Origin of the sequence: Massilibacterium senegalense (assembly GCF_001375675.1) — a bacterium.
GTDB lineage: Bacteria > Bacillota > Bacilli > Bacillales > Massilibacteriaceae > Massilibacterium > Massilibacterium senegalense.
In genome coordinates, this window is record NZ_LN831786.1 from 1,013,728 (window position 1) to 1,032,609 (window position 18,882).

The following is an 18,882-nucleotide window of genomic DNA, read 5'->3' on the forward strand; positions in this document are numbered from 1 at the left end:
TTTCTTAACGTAAATGTCGGTTTGGACACTTACATTTTACATGGAGATTCCCTGATTTAATCCAATATTTTTGATTAAATCAGGGAATTCATACGAGTGATAAATTATTTTATTTATACTCCAACAGAAATGGTTTCTGGTAAAGTGCTTCCTCCGTCGATTACAATTTGCGTTCCTGTAATATAGCTAGATTCATCTGAAGCTAAAAAGGAAGCAAGTTCTCCTACTTCTTCAATTTCCCCTAAGCGTCCTAATGGTACACCACTAGCAATTCCATCGATTACTTCATTTGGATTATTAGGATTTGTTTCTTCAGCAATTTGTTTTGCCATTGGAGTTAATATGTATCCTGGTTGAATGGCATTAACAGTTATGTTAAATTCCGCCACTTCTCGAGCAAGTGCTTTTGTAAAGCCAATAATTGCTGCTTTAGATGTAGCATAAGCTGTTTCACCTGGATCAGCTACCATCATCCCTGTAACAGATGATAAATTAACGATACGACCATATTTTTTCTCTTTCATATAAGGTAGTACCGCTTTTGTAACATTCCAGACACCATTTATATTTACGTTGAATAAAAAATCACGATCTTTATCTTCTGTTTCAAGTAAAGAACCTAAATGGATGACACCAGCATTATTAACAAGTGCATCAATTTTTCCATATTTTTCGATTACTTGTTGAACTGCTGATTGAATGCTTGCTGGTTTACTTACATCCATTTCTACAGACATCGCTTCATAGCCTTGTTCAAGTAGTTGTTTACAAGCATCATGTACGGAAGTAGATAAATCTGCTAGTACTACCTTTCCGCCGTATTTAGCCATAACTTTTGCAATTCCTAGTCCATTCCCCATTGCAGCTCCTGTTACAATAACCACTTTACCTGACATCTTTGCCATAGCAATACCTCCTGAATGAAAATAATTTCTGTTCGCTACTTGTTTACCCTTGTTGTAAATTTATGAAACAACGAAATTACAGTACCACTTATGTGAACTACTTCCACCACTTACCATCCTTGATATATCAATCCTCTATTCTATTATGACTGATTATCCTAAAACCTTTTGCTAAGGGCCAACAGACGTTCATCTCCCACTTTCAGTAGTGTTTCCACACCTTCACACTTAGAAGTGGGAGACTTCTTTTAGGGGGCAAGGAAAAAGTTAATAACCGAAAATTTTGATTATTCTTAATATTCAAGTGAAATTAATATAATGCTAATGGGAAAAAATATAAAAGTATATATTTTATTATATATGGTAATCCTTTGTTAGTCTCAAATTTAATTTGTTTCTTTTTCTTCCTCAATTAACATTGTACCTTTTTCTTTTAAGTTTGTATGGAAAGAGAAAGCTTTCTCAAGAATATGTGGTGTATGACCACCAACTTTCTCTTTTGCTTCTTCAAAGTAAGCACGTAATTGTGGTCTATACTTAGGATGTGCAATTTCAATCAGCTTTTCTGCTTTTTTCACTGGTGGAAGTCCGCGTAAGTCAGCATATCCTTGCTCTGTCACAATGACATCTACATCATGTTCTGTATGGTCAATATGTGATACGAAAGGCACAATGGATGAGATAGCTCCGTCTTTAGCTAGAGAAGATGTTACAAAAATTGTAATTCTAGCGTTACGAGCAAAGTCTCCAGATCCACCAATTCCATTCATCACTTTTGTTCCACTAATATGCGTCGAATTGACATTTCCGTAAATATCTACTTCAATTGCAGTGTTAAATGAAATAACTCCTAAACGACGAATAATTTCTGGGTGGTTAGAAATTTCCTGAGGTCTAAACAAAACTTTACCTTTATATGTTTCTAAATCTTCAGCTAGTGAATCCACCCGCTTTTTAGAAAGCGAGAACGAAGTGCCAGCTGCAAATTTAACTACACCAGCATCTATTAAGTCAAAGATACCATCTTGTAATACTTCAGAAAAAACTTCGATATCTTTAAACTGAGAATTTTTCATACCATTTAGAACTGCGTTCGCAACAGATCCTACTCCAGACTGTAGTGGAGCTAATGATTCTGTCAAACGTCCTGCTTCTACTTCACCAGCTAAAAAGTCTAATAAGTTATTTGCAATTTGTTGTGTTTCTTCATTTGGCTCAAATAATGGAGAAGGAATATCAGGCTGTTCTGACAAAACAATTCCTTTTACTTTATCTGGATTAACTTTAATTCCAATTTCTCCAATTCGATCTGAAACTTTGTACAGTGGAATCTCTCTGCGCTCACCTTGATCCTCTAGTACAAAAATATCATGCAGACCTTCATATGCTTTAGGAGCAGTAGTGTTTAGTTCAATGATAACGTTATCAGCTTTTTCCACAAATATGGGGGAATTTCCCACAGAACCAGTTGGAATAATATAACCTTCTTCGGTGATTGCGGCAGCTTCAATAATTGCATAATCAATGTTTCCTAATGACCCTTTTCTTATCTCTTCAGCTGTATGTGAAATATGCTGGTCTATGTAGTATATTTCACCAGCATTTATTTTCCCTCGCATAACAGAGTTAGCTTGGTAAGGAACACGTAAATTAACAATTCCAGCTTCAGCCATTGATTGATCGGCGGCGGGTCCTAATGAAGCTCCAGTATATAGGTTGATTTTGAAATTTTTGTTTTTACCACGTTTAGAAAGTGCACGTGGAAATTCTTTTGGCTCTCCAAAAAGTGTAAATCCACTCATTCCAAGATTCATTCCATCTTCAATCCAAGAAGCTGCTTCCTCAGCCGAAACAACTTTGTCTAAAAACGCTTTATTTCTGATGAATTGACTTAAATCTTTTTCCATTAACAATCACCTCATATAAGTTTTGGATTTTGTTTTACTTTATAAATTTTTCCATAAAAATTTATAACATTATTGCCAATGGAAACTCCCTTTATCATGTAAATTTTTTCATCTGCATGAGTTTCTTGTCTACATTATAAAGTGGATTACAATGTTCGTCAATTACATCACTTCTATGATAATGATAGATAAAAACTATAATATAGCACGTTGCAAAAAATGAATCATATCTTTCTCGGTTTGAAAATGAAGTTTTGTGATTTCACGTACTAATAACTTAATATTTTCACGAGTAGCATAATTAATAAAGAAACCTTCCATGGGTAGAGGTCAATGTGTTGGAAAAACAAATCCTCTGTATCATAAAATTAGAATAGTGTACGTGAGACAACACCACTTTGAACGAGATTCAAAAAATTATGAACTGTGCGTTTTAACAATAAGCTCTATTTACTTTTCAATCTCATCACTCATCTTATTAAGCGGTTTCCTACATTGATGCATATTTAGAACTAACATAAAAGGACCATCTAAACTAGAAGAATATGGAACGCTCTATTCTCCATTACTAATGAACTAAAATTCTTCATCATACAACTCATTACTTACAACAAATCCTTCAGATTCAAATAAAAAATCCATACCAACATCAGTTTGATTTTCTAGCACAGCCTTTTTCACTTGATCAGTCGTTTCAATAAACACTTTAACGTTCGGATATAACTGATTAAAAAACATTCTAAATATCGCCATTCCATGTTACTCCTAAAGTTAATACATCAAAAGCAATTAAAGATAAAAGTACATCCTCAATCTCTCCAATCGGCAAAGGGAATAATTTATGTTTTATCAGTTTATATGTAAAAGGCGCTTTGTCAATTTACTTTTCTAAAAAAGTGATAAAATTGTTGGAAATGTGATTTTGATCTGCAATGGCTTCAAATTCTTTTCTTATAACCTTTCGCATTTCTAAAATATTTGATGTTACTTTGCCCAAACGTTCCTTAATTTTTATAAACAGTTGCTCATTCCAAAACGACTCTTCTTCTTTTACCGCATAGAGCCATTCCAATATATCTTCATCATTGATAAGTAAATCATATCGTTGTCCCCATTTTACTACCTCAGTATTTACTAAATTTAATGAAATATTTTCAGATAAGAGTGGAAATTTATTTGTTTCTTGCATACGTTTATCACTCATTTCATTATTAAATTTTTTAACCACCTAGTCGATAAAAAATAGGTTATATGTTAATTATATTTTATTTAATTGAATTATTTATTGTTGAATTTTCATTACCTAACATTTCTATAAATACTCTCAAAGAAGTTGACATATATTTATCTTTACGATAAACGAAAATGGTTTTGACTTTCCCAAATCTATTTGGAATAGTATGTTGGATAAGTTGATTATCTTTCATATGTTTATCAACCACACTTCGAGGGAGTAAACTTATTCCCAGTCCCGCGGAGACACAGCCAATAATTCCATCAAGTGTTCCAAACTCCATTATTTTTTCTGGAATCACCCCTTCATGATGTAACCATTCTTCAAACCTTGCCCGATACGAACAACCCTTATGAAAAACCAATATTGTTCTATTTTGTATTTCTTTTATAGAAGATAAAGAATGATGTAACGTGTCCGTTATCAGTACTAACTCTTCTTCTATTACTGTTTTATATGTGAGTTCTGGATGCTCAATAGGACCAGCAACAAAAGCTCCATCTAATTCATATTGTAGAACACCTTGAACATTTTGCTCAGTTGGACCTGTTTTTAACGTGAGTTCAACAGTAGGATATTCACGATGGAATTTTGAAAGCATTGTTGGCAAACGAACTGCAGCAGTCGTTTCCATCGAACCTATTAATAAAGGGCCTTTTGGGGTTTGATCATCACTCATCACGTTTTGAATTTCATCTAAAAGTTGAAATATTTCATCTGTATATGAAAGTAAAGCTTTACCTTTATCTGTTAAAGTAGTCCCTCGATTATGCCGGTAAAATAGCTTAGTTTGCAGATTTGATTCCAATTGCTGAATTCTTGCTGTGAGATTGGATTGTGCATAATTCATTTCTCTCGCAGCCTTTGAAATACTTCCTAATTTTGCAACAGCTTGAAAAAACCTTAATGCTTGTAAGTCCATGATTATAGCCTCCTTCCTTTTTGATATATAAATAAACGATATCAACACATCACTTTTAAGCATTTTAACATATAGATAAAATCAGGTAAATTATAAATGTAAGTAAATACTAATTTAGCAGGAGGTGCAAAATTGAGTAAAAATTCTTTTTTATTTCTATTAGGAGGAATTTTTTCTTTAATGATTGCAATGGGCATCGGAAGATTTGCTTATACTCCGATTTTGCCGTTAATGCAAGATGATCTTACCTTTACTGATGCTATGGCGGGTTACTTAGCTTCAAGCAATTACGCAGGGTATTTTGCTGGAGCAATTTTAGCTGGGGTTCTCCCATTAAAAAAGCATAAAACGTTTTATTTAAGAGGGAGCCTTGTTATAAGTATTATAACCACTTGCATGATGGGGATTTTTCATTCCTACATACTGATGCTAATCATTCGCTTTATTTCTGGAGTGGCAAGTGCATTCATTTTTGTTTTAGCTTCGAGTATTGTGCTAGACAAACTAGCTATTTCAGGTAAAACAAATTGGGCAGGATATTTCTATTCAGGTGTAGGCTTCGGTATATTCTTTTCAACCCTCTTTATTCCAAGCTTTAACGATTTATTTAAGTGGGAAGGGGTATGGATAGGACTAGCGATTATAAGTGTAATTCTTACAATCTTTGTTTGGTTATGGCTTAAAGACTCCCCAAACACAATCATAAAAAAGGATGATCAAATGCCGATTATACTTGCACCTCCTGTCAAATGGCTTCCTTGGTTAATTATTGCCTATGGTTTAGAAGGGTTAGGCTATATTGTAACGGGGACGTTTATCGTGTCGATTGCTGATAAGACCTCTCTGCTAAGCATTGACTCTGCTTTTATTTGGATGGTTGTTGGCTTAGGTGCAATTCCATCATGTATCATTTGGTCAGCTTTCGCAAAAAAACGGGGATTCGTAAAATCATTAGTATTTTCGATGATTTTACAATCTATAGGTATTGCATTACCCGTCTTCTGGTTGACTCAATCTAGTTTAATGATAAGTGCATTATTATTTGGGGCAACCTTTATGGGTATTACAACACTCGCAACAACACTCGCACGCCAAATGAATCCGAAAAACAGCAGTCGGATCATTGGTTATCTAACTGCCTTTTATGCTGCTGGTCAAATGATAGGGCCAACAATCGCAGGGGTTATATTATCTTATACCCAAAGTTTTAATTCAGCTTTGATTGGAGCAGCTAGTGTAGTGTTTCTTGGATCAATGTTACTTGTAAGCGGTATTCGATATGATCGAATGCCAAACATAGAAGAATCACCAATTAAATCAAATTGAAAAAGGAATTTTTATGCCATATGTAAATATTAAAATAACAATGAGAATGTTACACTTGAGAAAAAAGCTGCGTTAATTAAGGGGGTAAGTCAATTACTAGTGATGTTTTAAATAAAAATTCCAACACAACAGTTGTAGTTATTGACAAAGTTCATACTGATAATTGGGGTGTAACTGGGGAAACGATAACTGTTCGAAGAAGTAATGGTCAATAATATAGTTTTGTTTTGATGTGAATATTGAAAAAATACGAAGATTGAAGTAAAAAGAGGAAAACTATTCTTTCCCCTCTTTTCTCATATATTCCCATGTTCCATATAGTTTATCTTCCTTCACTAAACTGACCAATAGTTTAAGTGTACCATCATACATTCAATTAATAATCTACATCACTAAGTTAAAGTGTTTCTCCACAATAGCCCGTTTGCAGAAAAAAAATGAATACAATTAGGATAGATACTATAACATTCCATCTTCTTTATTTATATATTTTTCTGCCTCTTACTGTAAGTCCCCAGTCAAACAACGCATATCAACACGAAGCACCCCCTAGTATTATGCATGTATCCATTTAAGGGAGGTGCTTTTTTATGCCACAACAAAAACGAACGATTGTCCCTGTTACATTACATCTCGAAAACAAAAAACTTCTGTAACTAATCCTACAGTGGTTTTCCTCCATCCTACATGCACGATTAAAACCAGCAACGCTGAAATTATCTTCTTCAACGGCGTAGATGAGCATATCATCCGAACGGTCATGAAGGAGCTGAAAAATTGATGAAACACGATTATACAAGTGTAAAAAATATTTACATCATTTGCGGCAAGACAGAAAGGAGAAAAGGAATTGATTGCCTGGCAAAACTGATTCAGGATTATTTCGAACTTGCTCCATATGAGGATTTCATTTTCTTATTTTCAGGATGGAGTAAAGATTGCTATAAATGTTTATATTTCGACGGTGATGGCTTCGTCATACTTTATAAACGATTGGATAACAGCAAACTTCAATGTCCAAAAGATGAAAATGAAGTACGTAATTTTTCACAACAGGAGCTTCGCTAGCTCCTTGAAGGGTTATCAATCTAGCAGACAAAGGCAATTCAACCATCATCAAAAGGTGTGTTCTAATTTCATTAAGCCGCTAATTTTATCTTTATTCCACTGTTCGAACTAGTTATAATAAGAAAAATGAAACCGAACGAAAAGTGGTGAATGATGTGGTGAACACTTCTTCTAAAAATGAACATCAATATGAAAAATTAAATTGGTTGTACAAAGAACAATAGGCTCTTCTGTGTTAATGAAGCTGGTGCAAAAGCGAATGCTATTTGTTTGAGTATTACAGAAACCGCCAAAAGTAACGGTATTAATTTCTACGAATACATAAAAAACTTTTGACGGATTTATCGAATCTCGGCATTCATCAAAACCCAGAAACGCTAGATCCATACATGCCTTGTTCAAAAAATATTCAGACGACATGTGCAAACTAGCCATCTATCCGAAAGAATTTTAGGATGTATGGCCATTCGTCGTGCGTACCGAAAAGATGCACTTATTTTTTTATTTTGGGCTTACATAATATTTTTTGTTGTATTTCCGTAGCTAATGTAAAATAAAACACCCTCTTAAGCATTGATGTATGAGCATCAATATCAATGCTATAAACATATCTGCCTTGTATTTCAATTACCCGCATTCGTTTCGAATCGTTAATATATTGAAAAACTTGATTAATATAAATCATCCATATCTCACCTGTTTCAATCTATTCTCATCAATAGACTGAATTTTAATTGTCTGTCTAAATTCAAAGCTTCTAACAAGTTGATATGTATAATTTTTTGAGCAAGCAACTGATAAAATAACGTCAAACCACTACCGAAAGGCAAATGAGTATCAATATCAAACTTATTCGTAATTGCTCTAATACTATTTGTTTGATTGAACAGCCTTTACATTAATAAAATTGCCAATTCTTCAATGTGTATCTCATTTATTTCTTGGAAGACATCATAATCTTTAAAATGATAAGACCATGTGCATAACTTATATTTCGAGCTAATGTTTTTGGGATATCTTCATCAGTTACAATGACCCAATCAATATTTCTTCGTTACCAATACTCTTTCTCAATCTCAAACTTTTCAAGCACTCGTTCTTTTAGCCATAAAAAACCCCCCCTTTTTTTAGATAAATTTATCTAAAAAAAGGGGGGACGGTGCAACTTTTTTATAAACGGTACGACTTTATTTCAAAGCTACAATAGGATAATCCTTTGCTTTTTTTATAATCCACATTTTAATTGCGCATTACAATTTGTACACGTATTACAGCCACCGATTTCTACTACTTTTCCTTTACGACAAACTGGGCATGTATTCCCTACTTCATTTCCAATAGTTACATCCGTAGAACGTAACGCATTAATTGTATCTACTAGTACCACATGAGGGGCTTCATGTTTTTCGTTGTTTTCTGTCTCTGCATCAAAAGAATTTTCTTCTGCTGTTAAAGAAAGAACTTGTGCATCACGGCTACCATCCACATACACGGTACCACCTTTAGCTCCACCTTTATAAAGACGTTCATACACTTTTTCTACTTGTTCTACAGAATACCCACGTGGTGCATTTACAGTTTTACTAATAGAAGAATCAACCCAACGTTGGATCACACATTGCACATCCGCATGTGCTTCTGGTGATAAATCCATCGATGATACAAACCATTCAGGTAATTGATTTGAATCTTGCGCTGGATATTTGTCCAAATATTCTTGGACAATATCTGCTTTTACTTCGATAAATTTTCCTAAACGTCCACTTCTGAAGTAAGAAAAAGCAAAGTAAGGTTCTAATCCTGTTGATACCCCTACCATTGTTCCCGTACTTCCTGTAGGTGCTACTGTTAATAAATGAGAATTTCGAATTCCGTATTTTACAATATCTTGACGAATATCTTCTGGCATTTGTTTCATATAGCCAGTGTTAATAAAGTTTTCCCGCAATGTTTTTGTTTCCTCGTCTGTATTGCCAATTAAAAACGGGAAGCTTCCTTTTTCTTTTGCTAATTCTATGGACGTACGATAAGCAGTAGTAGCAATCACTTCAAAAATTTGATCTACTAACTGATTTCCTTTATCTGAACCATACACTGTTTCACAATAAATTAATAAATCATGTAATCCCATCACACCAAGACCAACACGACGTTCGCCAAGTGCTTGTATACGGTTTTCTTCTAAAAAGTAAGGAGTGGAATCAATGACGTTATCTTGCATTCTTACGCCAATTTCAACCGTACGTTTTAATTTTTCAAAATCCACTCGTTTTTCTTCTTTATTTGCCATATTTGCAAGATTAACTGCTGCTAAATTACAAACTGAATACGGAGCAAGCGGTTGTTCCCCACAAGGATTTGTCGCTACTACTTTTTGTCCGTACGCTTTTGCGTTTGTCATATCATTTGCATTATCAATAAAGAAAATGCCTGGTTCTGCAGAATATGTAGCGCAAATATTAATTAATTTCCATAATTCACGAGCACGAATCGTACGGTGTGTACGCACTTTGTACCCCATTTGTTCCCATTCACGCACATCTCCAACTTCATGCCAATGCGTGTTGTATGAATCCATTTCTTCTGTTGAATAATGTTCAATATCAGGGAATTTCAATGAAAACTCTTCATCACAATCAACTGCATCCATAAATTCTTTTGTTAAACAAACAGAAATATTAGCACCTGTTAAAAATTCGGGGTTATGCACACTATACGTACCCATTTCCGCTAATTTTTGTTCTGCTTCATCCATTACCGATTTGGTAAACCCACCAGTACCTGGGATATTTTTATAATTTAAAATACCTTGGTACATATCTTTTTCTGTTTCTGATAATGGCGTGAATTTTAATTTTTCTTTTGCTTGACGACGAATGTCTTCATCTTCTGAATGCTCAATCAAAAAGCGCAAAATACGCGGATTTTGCATTTTAGAAATAATAAATTCAATAATATCAGGATGCCAAATAGCCATCATAATCATTTGTGCACCTCGACGGCTACCACCTTGTTCTACTAAGTGTGTCAGTTTGGCTATATCATCTAACCACGAAACGGAACCACTCGACTTTCCGTTTACACCTCGTGCTAATGCATTTTTAGGACGTAAAGTAGAGCCATTGGTACCAACTCCTCCACCACGACTCATAATTTCCATTACTTGTTTGCGGTGTTCACTAATACCTTCTCGACTATCTTTCACAAACGGCATAACATAACAATTGAAATACGTTACTTCTGTATCTGCTCCTGCTCCGTATAAAACACGCCCAGCAGGAATAAAGTTTAGTCGTACAAGTTCTTCATAAAATTGTTCAAATGACTGTTGTTTTTTATCTTCCGTCGTCTCTACAGAAGAAAGACCACGTGCATTTCTTTTGGCAATTTGCTCATAAAATAATTCTAACGGTTTATCAATTACATCTAATGAACGAACAACAATTCCTGTTAATTGTTCTTCTTCTGTATCTAAAGATGATCTATATTCCTCTTCTACGACAACAGTTGCTTTTTTTTGTTCCCAATCAATCGCTTTAATAGAACCAAGACCACGTGCTGGAAAATTAGGGTCTTCTTTAATCGTTAAAACGACAAAATCCCCCTCTTTTAACGTTTTCTTTTCTGTATCTTTAAATGAATAACGATCTAACATAACAAGGCGCGAAACCCCTTTATGTGTTAAATTCATATCTGAAGTAATTTCGTGCACTTGTGAAAATTGACGAATATCTTCATTTAAGCAATCGATGTTTACTGATTGATACATACTGGCCATCACAGTCATTTAATCTCCTCCTAAATGGTAAAACACAAAACTATGTCCATTCCGCTTGATTTCTCATCCGAAAGGAGCTAGAATGGACAAAGTGGCTTATCACATTGATTCTTTTACTATACGCTATTTTTCAAAAGCACTCAATATGTAGTGCTTTTTTTCATTTTTAAAACCTATATATAGTATATATCGAAAAAAAGGGGCATTTGTCAATTCGTTAAGATGCTAATTTTGGAGGAAAAAACGAGAGAATGAAACATATCCTCCTTTTTTCTCGATATTTTAAGGTATTTTATACATTGACGGATTCCCAGACAAAAATAACGCCAAATATCTTTTGCGTATTTAAATAATCCGTTTTATAATGTACATTAGTGTTATTTGTGAAAGGGAGGAGCATTTTCGATGGAAATCGTACTTAATCTTCTTATTTTTACTGCTCTTATTATCCTCTATTTTGTAATTTCTTCTTTGTTACAACGTCGATATTTAAAAACATTTACGCAAGAAGAATTTATTGAAGGATATCGAAAAGCACAATTAATTGACGTGCGTGAGCCAAGTGAATTTGAAGCAGGTCATATTTTAGGCGCTCGAAATATTCCATTAAGCCAATTTAATTTTCGAATGGAAAAAGAAATTCGAAAAGACAAACCTGTATACATCTATGACAATACAGGATTTTTGAGTAGTCGTGCTGCTCGGAAATTACATAAAAAAGGTTATCAAGATTTAGTACATTTAAAAGGCGGCTTTAGAAAATGGACAGGAAAAGTAAAAGTTAAATAAAGACGTCGTCAATCATGATTATTTGTAAAATTATTAAAAAACCAAGAAAATGGTTTAGCCATTATTCTTGGTTTTTTTCTTTTCATTCGCTTGTACCTGATTACTCTTTTTCATAACGTAATACCGGTTTTCTTGCAGCGAGTGTTTCGTCTAACCTTGATACAACCGTTGAATGCGGAGCTTCTTGCACAATTTCGGGATTCTCTTCTGCTTCTTCGGCAATTTGAATCATCACATCGATAAATTCATCTAATGTTTCCTTTGCTTCCGTTTCAGTCGGTTCAATCATTAATGCCTCTTCTACGTTTAATGGAAAATAAATGGTTGGGGGGTGATAACCAAAGTCAAGCAATCTTTTTGCAATATCTAACGTACGAACGCCTAATTTTTTTTGACGTTTCCCGCTTAGAACAAATTCATGTTTACAATGTTGATCAAACGGCAAATCATAATGTCCTTGTAAACGTCGCATCATATAATTAGCACTCAAAACAGCATATTCCGATACCTTTTTTAGCCCTTCTGGTCCTAATGTCCGAATATACGTATACGCCCGAACATTAATTCCAAAGTTTCCGTAAAATGCTTTTACACGACCAATGGATTGAGGACGATCTTCATCCAAGAAATAGCGATCTCCTTTTTTGGAGATAATCGGTTTCGGTAAAAATGGAATGAATTCTTTTTTTACCCCTACTGGCCCACTTCCTGGTCCACCGCCACCATGTGGCGTACTAAATGTTTTATGGAGATTTAAATGCACCACATCAAAGCCCATGTCTCCAGGGCGCGCTTTCCCTAGAATAGCATTCATATTTGCGCCGTCATAATATAGTTTACCACCAGCTTCATGGACAATGTCCGCCATTTGCACGATATCTTTTTCAAATAAACCGAGCGTGTTCGGATTCGTTAACATTAACGCTGCTGTATCACGTCCTACTACCCGTTTTAAATCTTCTAAATCAACTAAACCCTGTTCATTCGATTTTACGGTGATAGTTTCAAATCCAGCAACAGAAGTAGAAGCAGGATTTGTTCCGTGTGCGGTATCTGGCACGATTACTTTTGTCCGCCCAGTATCTCCTTTTGCTTCATGAAACGCACGGATGAGTCTTAATCCCGTCCATTCTCCGTGAGCTCCTGCAGCAGGTTGCAACGTCACTTCATCCATTCCAGTTATTTCACCTAAATCTTGCCCGAGTTCATACATTAATTGCAGTGCACCTTGAATTGTATTTTCCGGTTGCAATGGGTGCAAATGTGCAAAACCAGGCATCCGTGCTACTACTTCATTTATTTTTGGATTATATTTCATCGTACAAGAGCCAAGTGGGTAAAAACCAGAATCTACTCCGTGATTTCGTCGTGATAAGGCAGTATAATGCCGAATTAATTGTAGTTCTGACACTTCAGGTAATTGTGCAGGTTCCGTTCGGATATAGTCAGTTGGAATCCATGTTGTTTCTTCTTGTGCTGGGACGTCTAGTTCTGGTAAGGAATAGCTAATTCGTTGTTCTTTACTACGTTCAAAAATGAGTAATGATTGGTCGTTACGCATAATATCCCTCCAGTTCTTTCGCTAGTAAGTCAATTTCTTCTTTCATACGAAGTTCTGTTACGCAGACAAGCATACTATTTTTTAAATTATTTGCATATTTTCCAAGATCTAACCCACCTATGATTCCTTTTTCCATTAACTTTTTGTTTACTGCTTCTATCGGTTTGTTTAACGGAATCACAAATTCGTTAAAGAACGCATCACCAAATAAAACGGTGCCACCACAACGTTCAATTCGTTGTTTTGCATAGTGTGCTTTTTGGATATTTTGTTTTGCAAGTTCTCGGATACCTTGTTTCCCAAAGGCAGTCATTGCGACAGATGCAGCTAACGCATTTAATGCTTGATTGGAACAAATATTAGAAGTAGCTTTATCACGGCGAATATGTTGTTCACGCGCTTGTAACGTTAAAACAAATCCACGACGTCCTTGCTCATCTATTGTTTGCCCCACTAATCGTCCAGGAATTTTTCGCATTAATTTTTTTGTTACCGCAAAATAGCCACAGTGTGGTCCGCCTAGTGATTGAGAAATCCCAAATACTTGCGCATCACCAATCACAATATCTGCGCCAAAATTTCCAGGCGGGGTAAGTAGCGCTAATGATAACGGATTGCTCGATACGATAAAATGTGATTTTTTTGCATGAACAATCGGTTCCATTGCTTGTAAAGGCTCAATTTGTCCATAAAAATTCGGATATTGAATAATGACACCTGCGATATCTTCTGTCATCTTTCGTTTGAGATCTTCAAGGTCTGTTTGACCTTCTTTTAGTTCTAATTCCACTATCGTTATTTTTGCACCAGACGCATATGTTTTTAACGTTTCTCGGTACTCTGGGTGTACCCCTTTCGAAACTAAAATAGTCTGTTTTTTCTTGGAATTCCCAACCGCTAAAAACGCTGCTTCGCTTAGAGCAGTAGATCCATCATACATGGAAGAATTAGCCACATCCATTCCCGTTAATTCACAAATCATCGTTTGAAATTCAAAAATAGCTTGTAATTCTCCTTGTGATATTTCTGGTTGGTACGGTGTATAAGCAGTATAAAATTCTGAACGTGAAATCACCGCCTCGACAACAGCTGGAATCGTATGATCGTATACGCCTGCACCTAAAAAACTCGGATATTCTTTTGTATGACAATTTTTATCGGAAAGGTGTTGTAACTGTTTCATGACGTCAGATTCCGCTTGAGCTTCTTGTATAGATAATGAGCGATTTAAACGAACATTTTCTGGAATATCAGAAAACAAATCCTCGATGTTAGATACTCCAATCGTTGCTAACATTTCTGTTTCATCTTGTTCTGTCATTGGTAGGTACCGAAACTTCATGCTTATCCCTCGTTTCTGGATTATTTTAATCGTTTATAAAAAGGCGTCGTTCTTACTATGGCCTTTACCCGTTTTTTTCGAACCTGCACCTCAACTTCTTGTCCTATGTCAGAAAAATCTGTCTTTATAAGCGCTAATCCGATATTTTTCTTTAACGTCGGTGACTGCGTCCCACTTGTCACCACACCAACCTGTTGTCCCTCGACAAATAGCTCGTAACCTGTTCGTGGAATACCTTTTTCAATCATTTCAATTCCAACAAGCTTCCTTAGAACACCATATTCTTTTTGTTTATTTAATGCTTCTCGGCCGATAAAAGATGGACTTTTCTGAAGTTTTACAGCAAAGCCAATGCCTGCTTCAAGCGGTGAAATTGTTTCGCTTAGTTCTTGACCATAAAGAGGCAAACAAGCCTCAAAGCGAAGAGTATCGCGCGCCCCTAATCCACACGGCAACAAACCATCTTCTTTTCCAGCTTCTAATAAAGCGGTAAATAAAAGAACTACCTCGTTTGCTGCTACATACAATTCAAATCCATCTTCTCCTGTATATCCAGTTCGTGAAATAAGCGTCTCTACATTCGCAATCTTCACCTGTTGCTTAAAACCAAACATAGGAATGTCACCAATCGGATCTTCTGTTAAAGAGTGAACGATTTGTTCTGCCGATGGTCCTTGAATAGCTATTTGTGCAATTTGATCTGACACATTTTCAATCGAAACATGGTCCATTCGATGTTGAACGAGCCAATGGTAATCTTTTTCTATGTTTGCTGCATTGACAACGAGTAAGTATTCTCCGTCTTTTTGTTTATACACAATCAAATCATCAATTACTCCGCCATCTTCATTACACATTACCGTATATCGCGCCTTATCTGTCGTTAACGATTGAAGATCATTCGTCATCATCTGTTGTAAAAAAGGAAGAGCGTTTTCCCCAGTCACTAAAATTTCCCCCATATGAGAAATGTCAAATAATCCCGCTTTCGTCCGCACTGCCTCATGCTCTTCCTTAATACTCGAAAATTGAACTGGTAATTCCCATCCTCCAAAATCAATTGTTTTTGCTCCGAGATCTTCGTATATTGTAAATAATGGTGTACGTTTTAATTGTGTCATAGCTTTGTCTCCTTTCTTTTTCTTGTTACCTGTCCATAAATTTGACTACTAAAAAACAGAGACATCCTACTAATTCATAAGGTAGTTCGTCTCTGTTCATGACAATTATTCTTTTATAAAACGGAGACGTATGTGTTTCTTTAGAGCCACAGCTCATTCAAATGATTTTCTTCTTACCAATCATCTACGTTTTTAACATACTTTTACGTTTTATTGTACAGACTAATATTGTTACCTTTATCCTACCATTAGTATCTTTTATATAGCAATGCAGAAAGAAAGGAGCAGGTAAGATGGATATTCCTGTTTTTTGGGACACTGATTTTGAAACGTCCTTTCAAGAATGGTTAACAAAAGGAGCACCCCATACACCAGAGTCTCTTTTTCGTTTACATTATGAACATGAAAAAAGAAATACAATTGATGATTTTTATGAATTACAAGCATTGCATTATTTACCCCATCTTTCATTCTTTCCTCACCAAGTAGAAACATGCAAAAAAGTGATCCGGGAATGCGATGGGAAAGCCATTTTAGCAGACGAAGTAGGGCTAGGCAAAACAATAGAAGCAGGATTAATTGTAAAAGAACTTATCATTCGAAATTTAGTGAAAAGCGTCTTAATCTTAACTCCCGCTTCCTTAGTCAAACAATGGGAAGCAGAACTAAACGAAAAGTTCCACTTACCTATTTATGAATTTCGAAAAAAAGTTCCATTACAAGAACAACCGCATGTCATTATGTCACTAGACTTTGCAAAACGTTCTCCTTACCGGGAAGAATTATTAAATCAATCGTTCGATATGATAATTATTGATGAAGCACATAAATTAAAAAATCCTAAAACAAAAAACTATACATTCGTAAAAGAACTAAAGAAAAAGTTTTGTTTGTTATTAACCGCAACACCAATCCAAAATCATTTACCAGAAGTCTTTTATCTCGTATCTCTTTTAAAACCGGGATATTTAGGGAATGAGCAGACACTCTCACGTTATAAAAAACAAACCGACGATCAATTAAATCATGTAAAGTCACTTATCGAAAAAATTATGATTCGAAATCGAAGAAAAGACTTAAACATGAAACAAGTAAAACGAATCATTCATGTTAAAACTTTTACACCAACGATTGAAGAACAAAACATTTATAAACAATTAACCGATTTAGCAGAAAAGACATCCGTTCCTATATTTCAATCTTCTTTATCTGTTCTAACGCTTTTACGAGAATACTGTAGTAGCAAAGAGGCGCTTTGGATGACATTAAATAAAATGTGTAAAAAACAACCATCTCTCCTGAAACATCATCAAATGAAAAAACTTTTACAATCGTTAGAACAAGTCCAACGCCATTCCAAAGCAGTGCTTGTGTTAGAACTGTTACAACGAATAGACGACAAAGTCATTATTTTTACGGAATATAAAATAACGCAACTTTTTTTACAATGGTTTTTACAACAACACGGCATTCGTTCTGTTCCTTTTAATGGAGATTTTAAAAAATCCAAAAGAGAATGGATGACCCAACTTTTTTCGAAAGATGTGCAAGTATTAATCGCAACAGAATCTGCTGCAGAAGGGATTAACCTTCAGTTTTGTCATCATTTAATCCACTATGATTTACCATGGAATCCGATGCGCTTAGAGCAAAGAATTGGGCGGATTCACCGTATTGGACAACAAGAGGACGTTCACCTGTACTACTTTATCGCGCAAAATACGATAGAAGAAAAAATGTATGCAATGCTTCATGAAAAAGTAGCTTTATTTGAAAGAGTGATTGGAGAATTAGATGTTATTTTATCAAATAAATCGTCCTCTCCTTTGCAAACTGATCAACAAACGAACATTAGCATACACTAACTAGAAAAAAATACATTTTAAGGAGAAGATGTTGATGGATCATGACACTTTTTTTCAATGGATGAAGCAATTTTTTTTAGCATCTGGTTGCTCTTTACTAGAAGAACATGCAAATGTCGCGACCGTGCAACTAACAGAAGAAATGGATAGCTTATTAATGAATCGCCCATTCTACTGGCAATATGTCAAAAAAACAAATCAACAAGGAATACCACAGACATTTTCCTTTACGACAGATATTCAGCATTCTACAAAAGAGATAGAATATATCCATCCAGGCTCGTTTCGTTTTGAACGATTAAAAAAGTATATGAAAAAGCATGCGGCCTTTATTCAATTATATGAAACGACAAGCACCCCTACCTCGCTGCATCCATGGCTAAATGTTAATTTTAAATTGCAATACCGAACCAATACGATGAAAGAAGAAACGCATTCATGGGGCATCCATCTCATTAGCGGGAAGATTGTAAGCTATTTTTTAGAACAGACGGATTCTTTTTCATTTCAACCTGCTATTCCTTCCTATCATTTCACTTTAACACCACTTATCAAATGGCCGTATGGAATACAGAGAATCGAACATCTCATTTTGCAAGGATTAGAAAAAAAAGAAAAAAAGTGGATTCATGAAGCCACAGAGCGATTAACGCGAGAAATAGAATTACTTCAACGTTTTTATAAAGAAGACGACCCGTTGTTCCAAAAAGAAAAAAAGGCAATTATCGAACGACTTTCCCCACATATTCAGCTGTCTTTTATTAACATAGGATTATTTTATCTCTCCCCTTTCTCAACTAACATATTAATACAAAAAAAAACACCATTTACATAAAAAGAGAGACACTATCAACCAGCGTCTCTCTCTTTTTGTGTAATGGATATATCTTTTATCTTTTCGTTTGTTTTCTTTTCCAAGTCCAAAAAGTCATCATCCAACCGACTAAACCGAACCATCGAATCAACCTTGGTTGTTTTATTTTTGATTGTTTTTTTCGTCCATGCTCTAAATATTGAATAATTTGTTTTGTCATATATTGCACATATTCATGAGAAGACATACA

Annotated in this window: 16 protein-coding genes and 2 pseudogenes; 7 read left to right on the top strand and 11 right to left on the bottom strand. The window is 35.1% G+C overall.

The window, feature by feature from the left end:
- Positions 1-113: 113 nt before the first annotated feature.
- The 5 genes and pseudogenes from ucpA to BN1372_RS08500 form a co-directional block, all read right to left on the bottom strand.
- Complete coding sequence (gene ucpA / locus BN1372_RS08485; RefSeq protein WP_062198538.1) at positions 114-905, bottom strand: SDR family oxidoreductase UcpA; 792 nt, start codon at positions 903-905, stop codon at positions 114-116.
- A gap of 386 nt (positions 906-1,291) precedes the next feature.
- The gene (locus BN1372_RS08490) at positions 1,292-2,812 is read right to left on the bottom strand and encodes a succinate CoA transferase (RefSeq protein ID WP_062198541.1); all 1,521 of its coding nucleotides are present in this window, start codon (positions 2,810-2,812) and stop codon (positions 1,292-1,294) included.
- Positions 2,813-3,388: 576 nt separating this feature from the next.
- On the bottom strand, positions 3,389-3,565 hold the full coding sequence (locus BN1372_RS15225) for a type 2 periplasmic-binding domain-containing protein (RefSeq protein ID WP_154662982.1): 177 nt from the start codon (positions 3,563-3,565) through the stop codon (positions 3,389-3,391).
- Positions 3,566-3,578: 13 nt separating this feature from the next.
- Positions 3,579-4,001, bottom strand: a pseudogene (locus BN1372_RS08495) (CGNR zinc finger domain-containing protein); the annotation flags it as partial.
- A 76-nt stretch (positions 4,002-4,077) separates the two neighbouring features.
- On the bottom strand, positions 4,078-4,968 hold the full coding sequence (locus BN1372_RS08500; RefSeq protein ID WP_062198546.1) for a LysR family transcriptional regulator: 891 nt from the start codon (positions 4,966-4,968) through the stop codon (positions 4,078-4,080).
- Positions 4,969-5,100: 132 nt separating this feature from the next.
- On the opposite strand from BN1372_RS08500, the gene BN1372_RS08505 reads away from it, so the two are divergent.
- From BN1372_RS08505 to BN1372_RS15960, 4 genes and pseudogenes are all read left to right on the top strand, one after another.
- Entirely contained in the window at positions 5,101-6,294 is a 1,194-nt protein-coding gene (locus tag BN1372_RS08505; RefSeq protein WP_062198548.1) for a YbfB/YjiJ family MFS transporter, read from the top strand.
- Between the two features lie 140 nt (positions 6,295-6,434).
- Positions 6,435-6,509, top strand: coding sequence for a hypothetical protein (locus tag BN1372_RS15955; protein WP_230198844.1), 75 nt, complete (start codon positions 6,435-6,437; stop codon positions 6,507-6,509).
- A gap of 565 nt (positions 6,510-7,074) precedes the next feature.
- Positions 7,075-7,362 (top strand): IS66 family insertion sequence element accessory protein TnpB, encoded by a 288-nt coding sequence (tnpB, locus tag BN1372_RS08510; protein ID WP_074018162.1) that lies wholly within the window; start codon positions 7,075-7,077, stop codon positions 7,360-7,362.
- A gap of 234 nt (positions 7,363-7,596) precedes the next feature.
- Positions 7,597-7,793: pseudogene (locus BN1372_RS15960) on the top strand (IS66 family transposase); the annotation flags it as partial.
- Between the two features lie 270 nt (positions 7,794-8,063).
- Here the strand turns inward: BN1372_RS15960 and BN1372_RS15885 are convergent.
- Positions 8,064-8,192: a hypothetical protein gene (locus BN1372_RS15885; protein WP_407656454.1), complete on the bottom strand. Its 129-nt coding sequence runs from the start codon at positions 8,190-8,192 to the stop codon at positions 8,064-8,066.
- A gap of 395 nt (positions 8,193-8,587) precedes the next feature.
- Positions 8,588-11,149: a vitamin B12-dependent ribonucleotide reductase gene (locus tag BN1372_RS08520; protein ID WP_062198552.1), complete on the bottom strand. Its 2,562-nt coding sequence runs from the start codon at positions 11,147-11,149 to the stop codon at positions 8,588-8,590.
- A 396-nt stretch (positions 11,150-11,545) separates the two neighbouring features.
- Here BN1372_RS08520 and BN1372_RS08525 point away from each other — a divergent pair, with 396 nt between their 5' ends.
- Positions 11,546-11,929, top strand: coding sequence for a rhodanese-like domain-containing protein (locus BN1372_RS08525; RefSeq protein ID WP_062198554.1), 384 nt, complete (start codon positions 11,546-11,548; stop codon positions 11,927-11,929).
- Between the two features lie 100 nt (positions 11,930-12,029).
- On the opposite strand, the gene gcvPB is transcribed toward BN1372_RS08525, so the two are convergent.
- The 3 genes from gcvPB to gcvT are packed head-to-tail and all read right to left on the bottom strand — an operon-like array spanning position 12,030 to position 15,953.
- Complete coding sequence (gene gcvPB, locus BN1372_RS08530) at positions 12,030-13,490, bottom strand: aminomethyl-transferring glycine dehydrogenase subunit GcvPB (protein ID WP_062198556.1); 1,461 nt, start codon at positions 13,488-13,490, stop codon at positions 12,030-12,032.
- The gene (gene gcvPA / locus BN1372_RS08535) at positions 13,483-14,832 is read right to left on the bottom strand and encodes an aminomethyl-transferring glycine dehydrogenase subunit GcvPA (RefSeq protein ID WP_062198558.1); all 1,350 of its coding nucleotides are present in this window, start codon (positions 14,830-14,832) and stop codon (positions 13,483-13,485) included. The genes gcvPB and gcvPA overlap by 8 nt, the downstream gene beginning before the upstream one ends.
- A 20-nt stretch (positions 14,833-14,852) precedes the next feature.
- Entirely contained in the window at positions 14,853-15,953 is a 1,101-nt protein-coding gene (gene gcvT / locus BN1372_RS08540) for a glycine cleavage system aminomethyltransferase GcvT (protein WP_062198560.1), read from the bottom strand.
- 293 nt (positions 15,954-16,246) lie between these two features.
- Here gcvT and BN1372_RS08545 point away from each other — a divergent pair, with 293 nt between their 5' ends.
- Together BN1372_RS08545 and BN1372_RS08550 are read left to right on the top strand one after the other, a co-directional pair.
- The gene (locus BN1372_RS08545) at positions 16,247-17,818 is read left to right on the top strand and encodes a DEAD/DEAH box helicase (RefSeq protein ID WP_062198562.1); all 1,572 of its coding nucleotides are present in this window, start codon (positions 16,247-16,249) and stop codon (positions 17,816-17,818) included.
- A gap of 34 nt (positions 17,819-17,852) precedes the next feature.
- Positions 17,853-18,653 (top strand): YqhG family protein, encoded by an 801-nt coding sequence (locus BN1372_RS08550; RefSeq protein ID WP_062198564.1) that lies wholly within the window; start codon positions 17,853-17,855, stop codon positions 18,651-18,653.
- A gap of 55 nt (positions 18,654-18,708) precedes the next feature.
- Here BN1372_RS08550 and BN1372_RS15230 read toward each other — a convergent pair whose 3' ends face one another.
- On the bottom strand, positions 18,709-18,879 hold the full coding sequence (locus tag BN1372_RS15230; protein WP_147515360.1) for a YqzE family protein: 171 nt from the start codon (positions 18,877-18,879) through the stop codon (positions 18,709-18,711).
- Positions 18,880-18,882 lie beyond the last annotated feature (3 nt).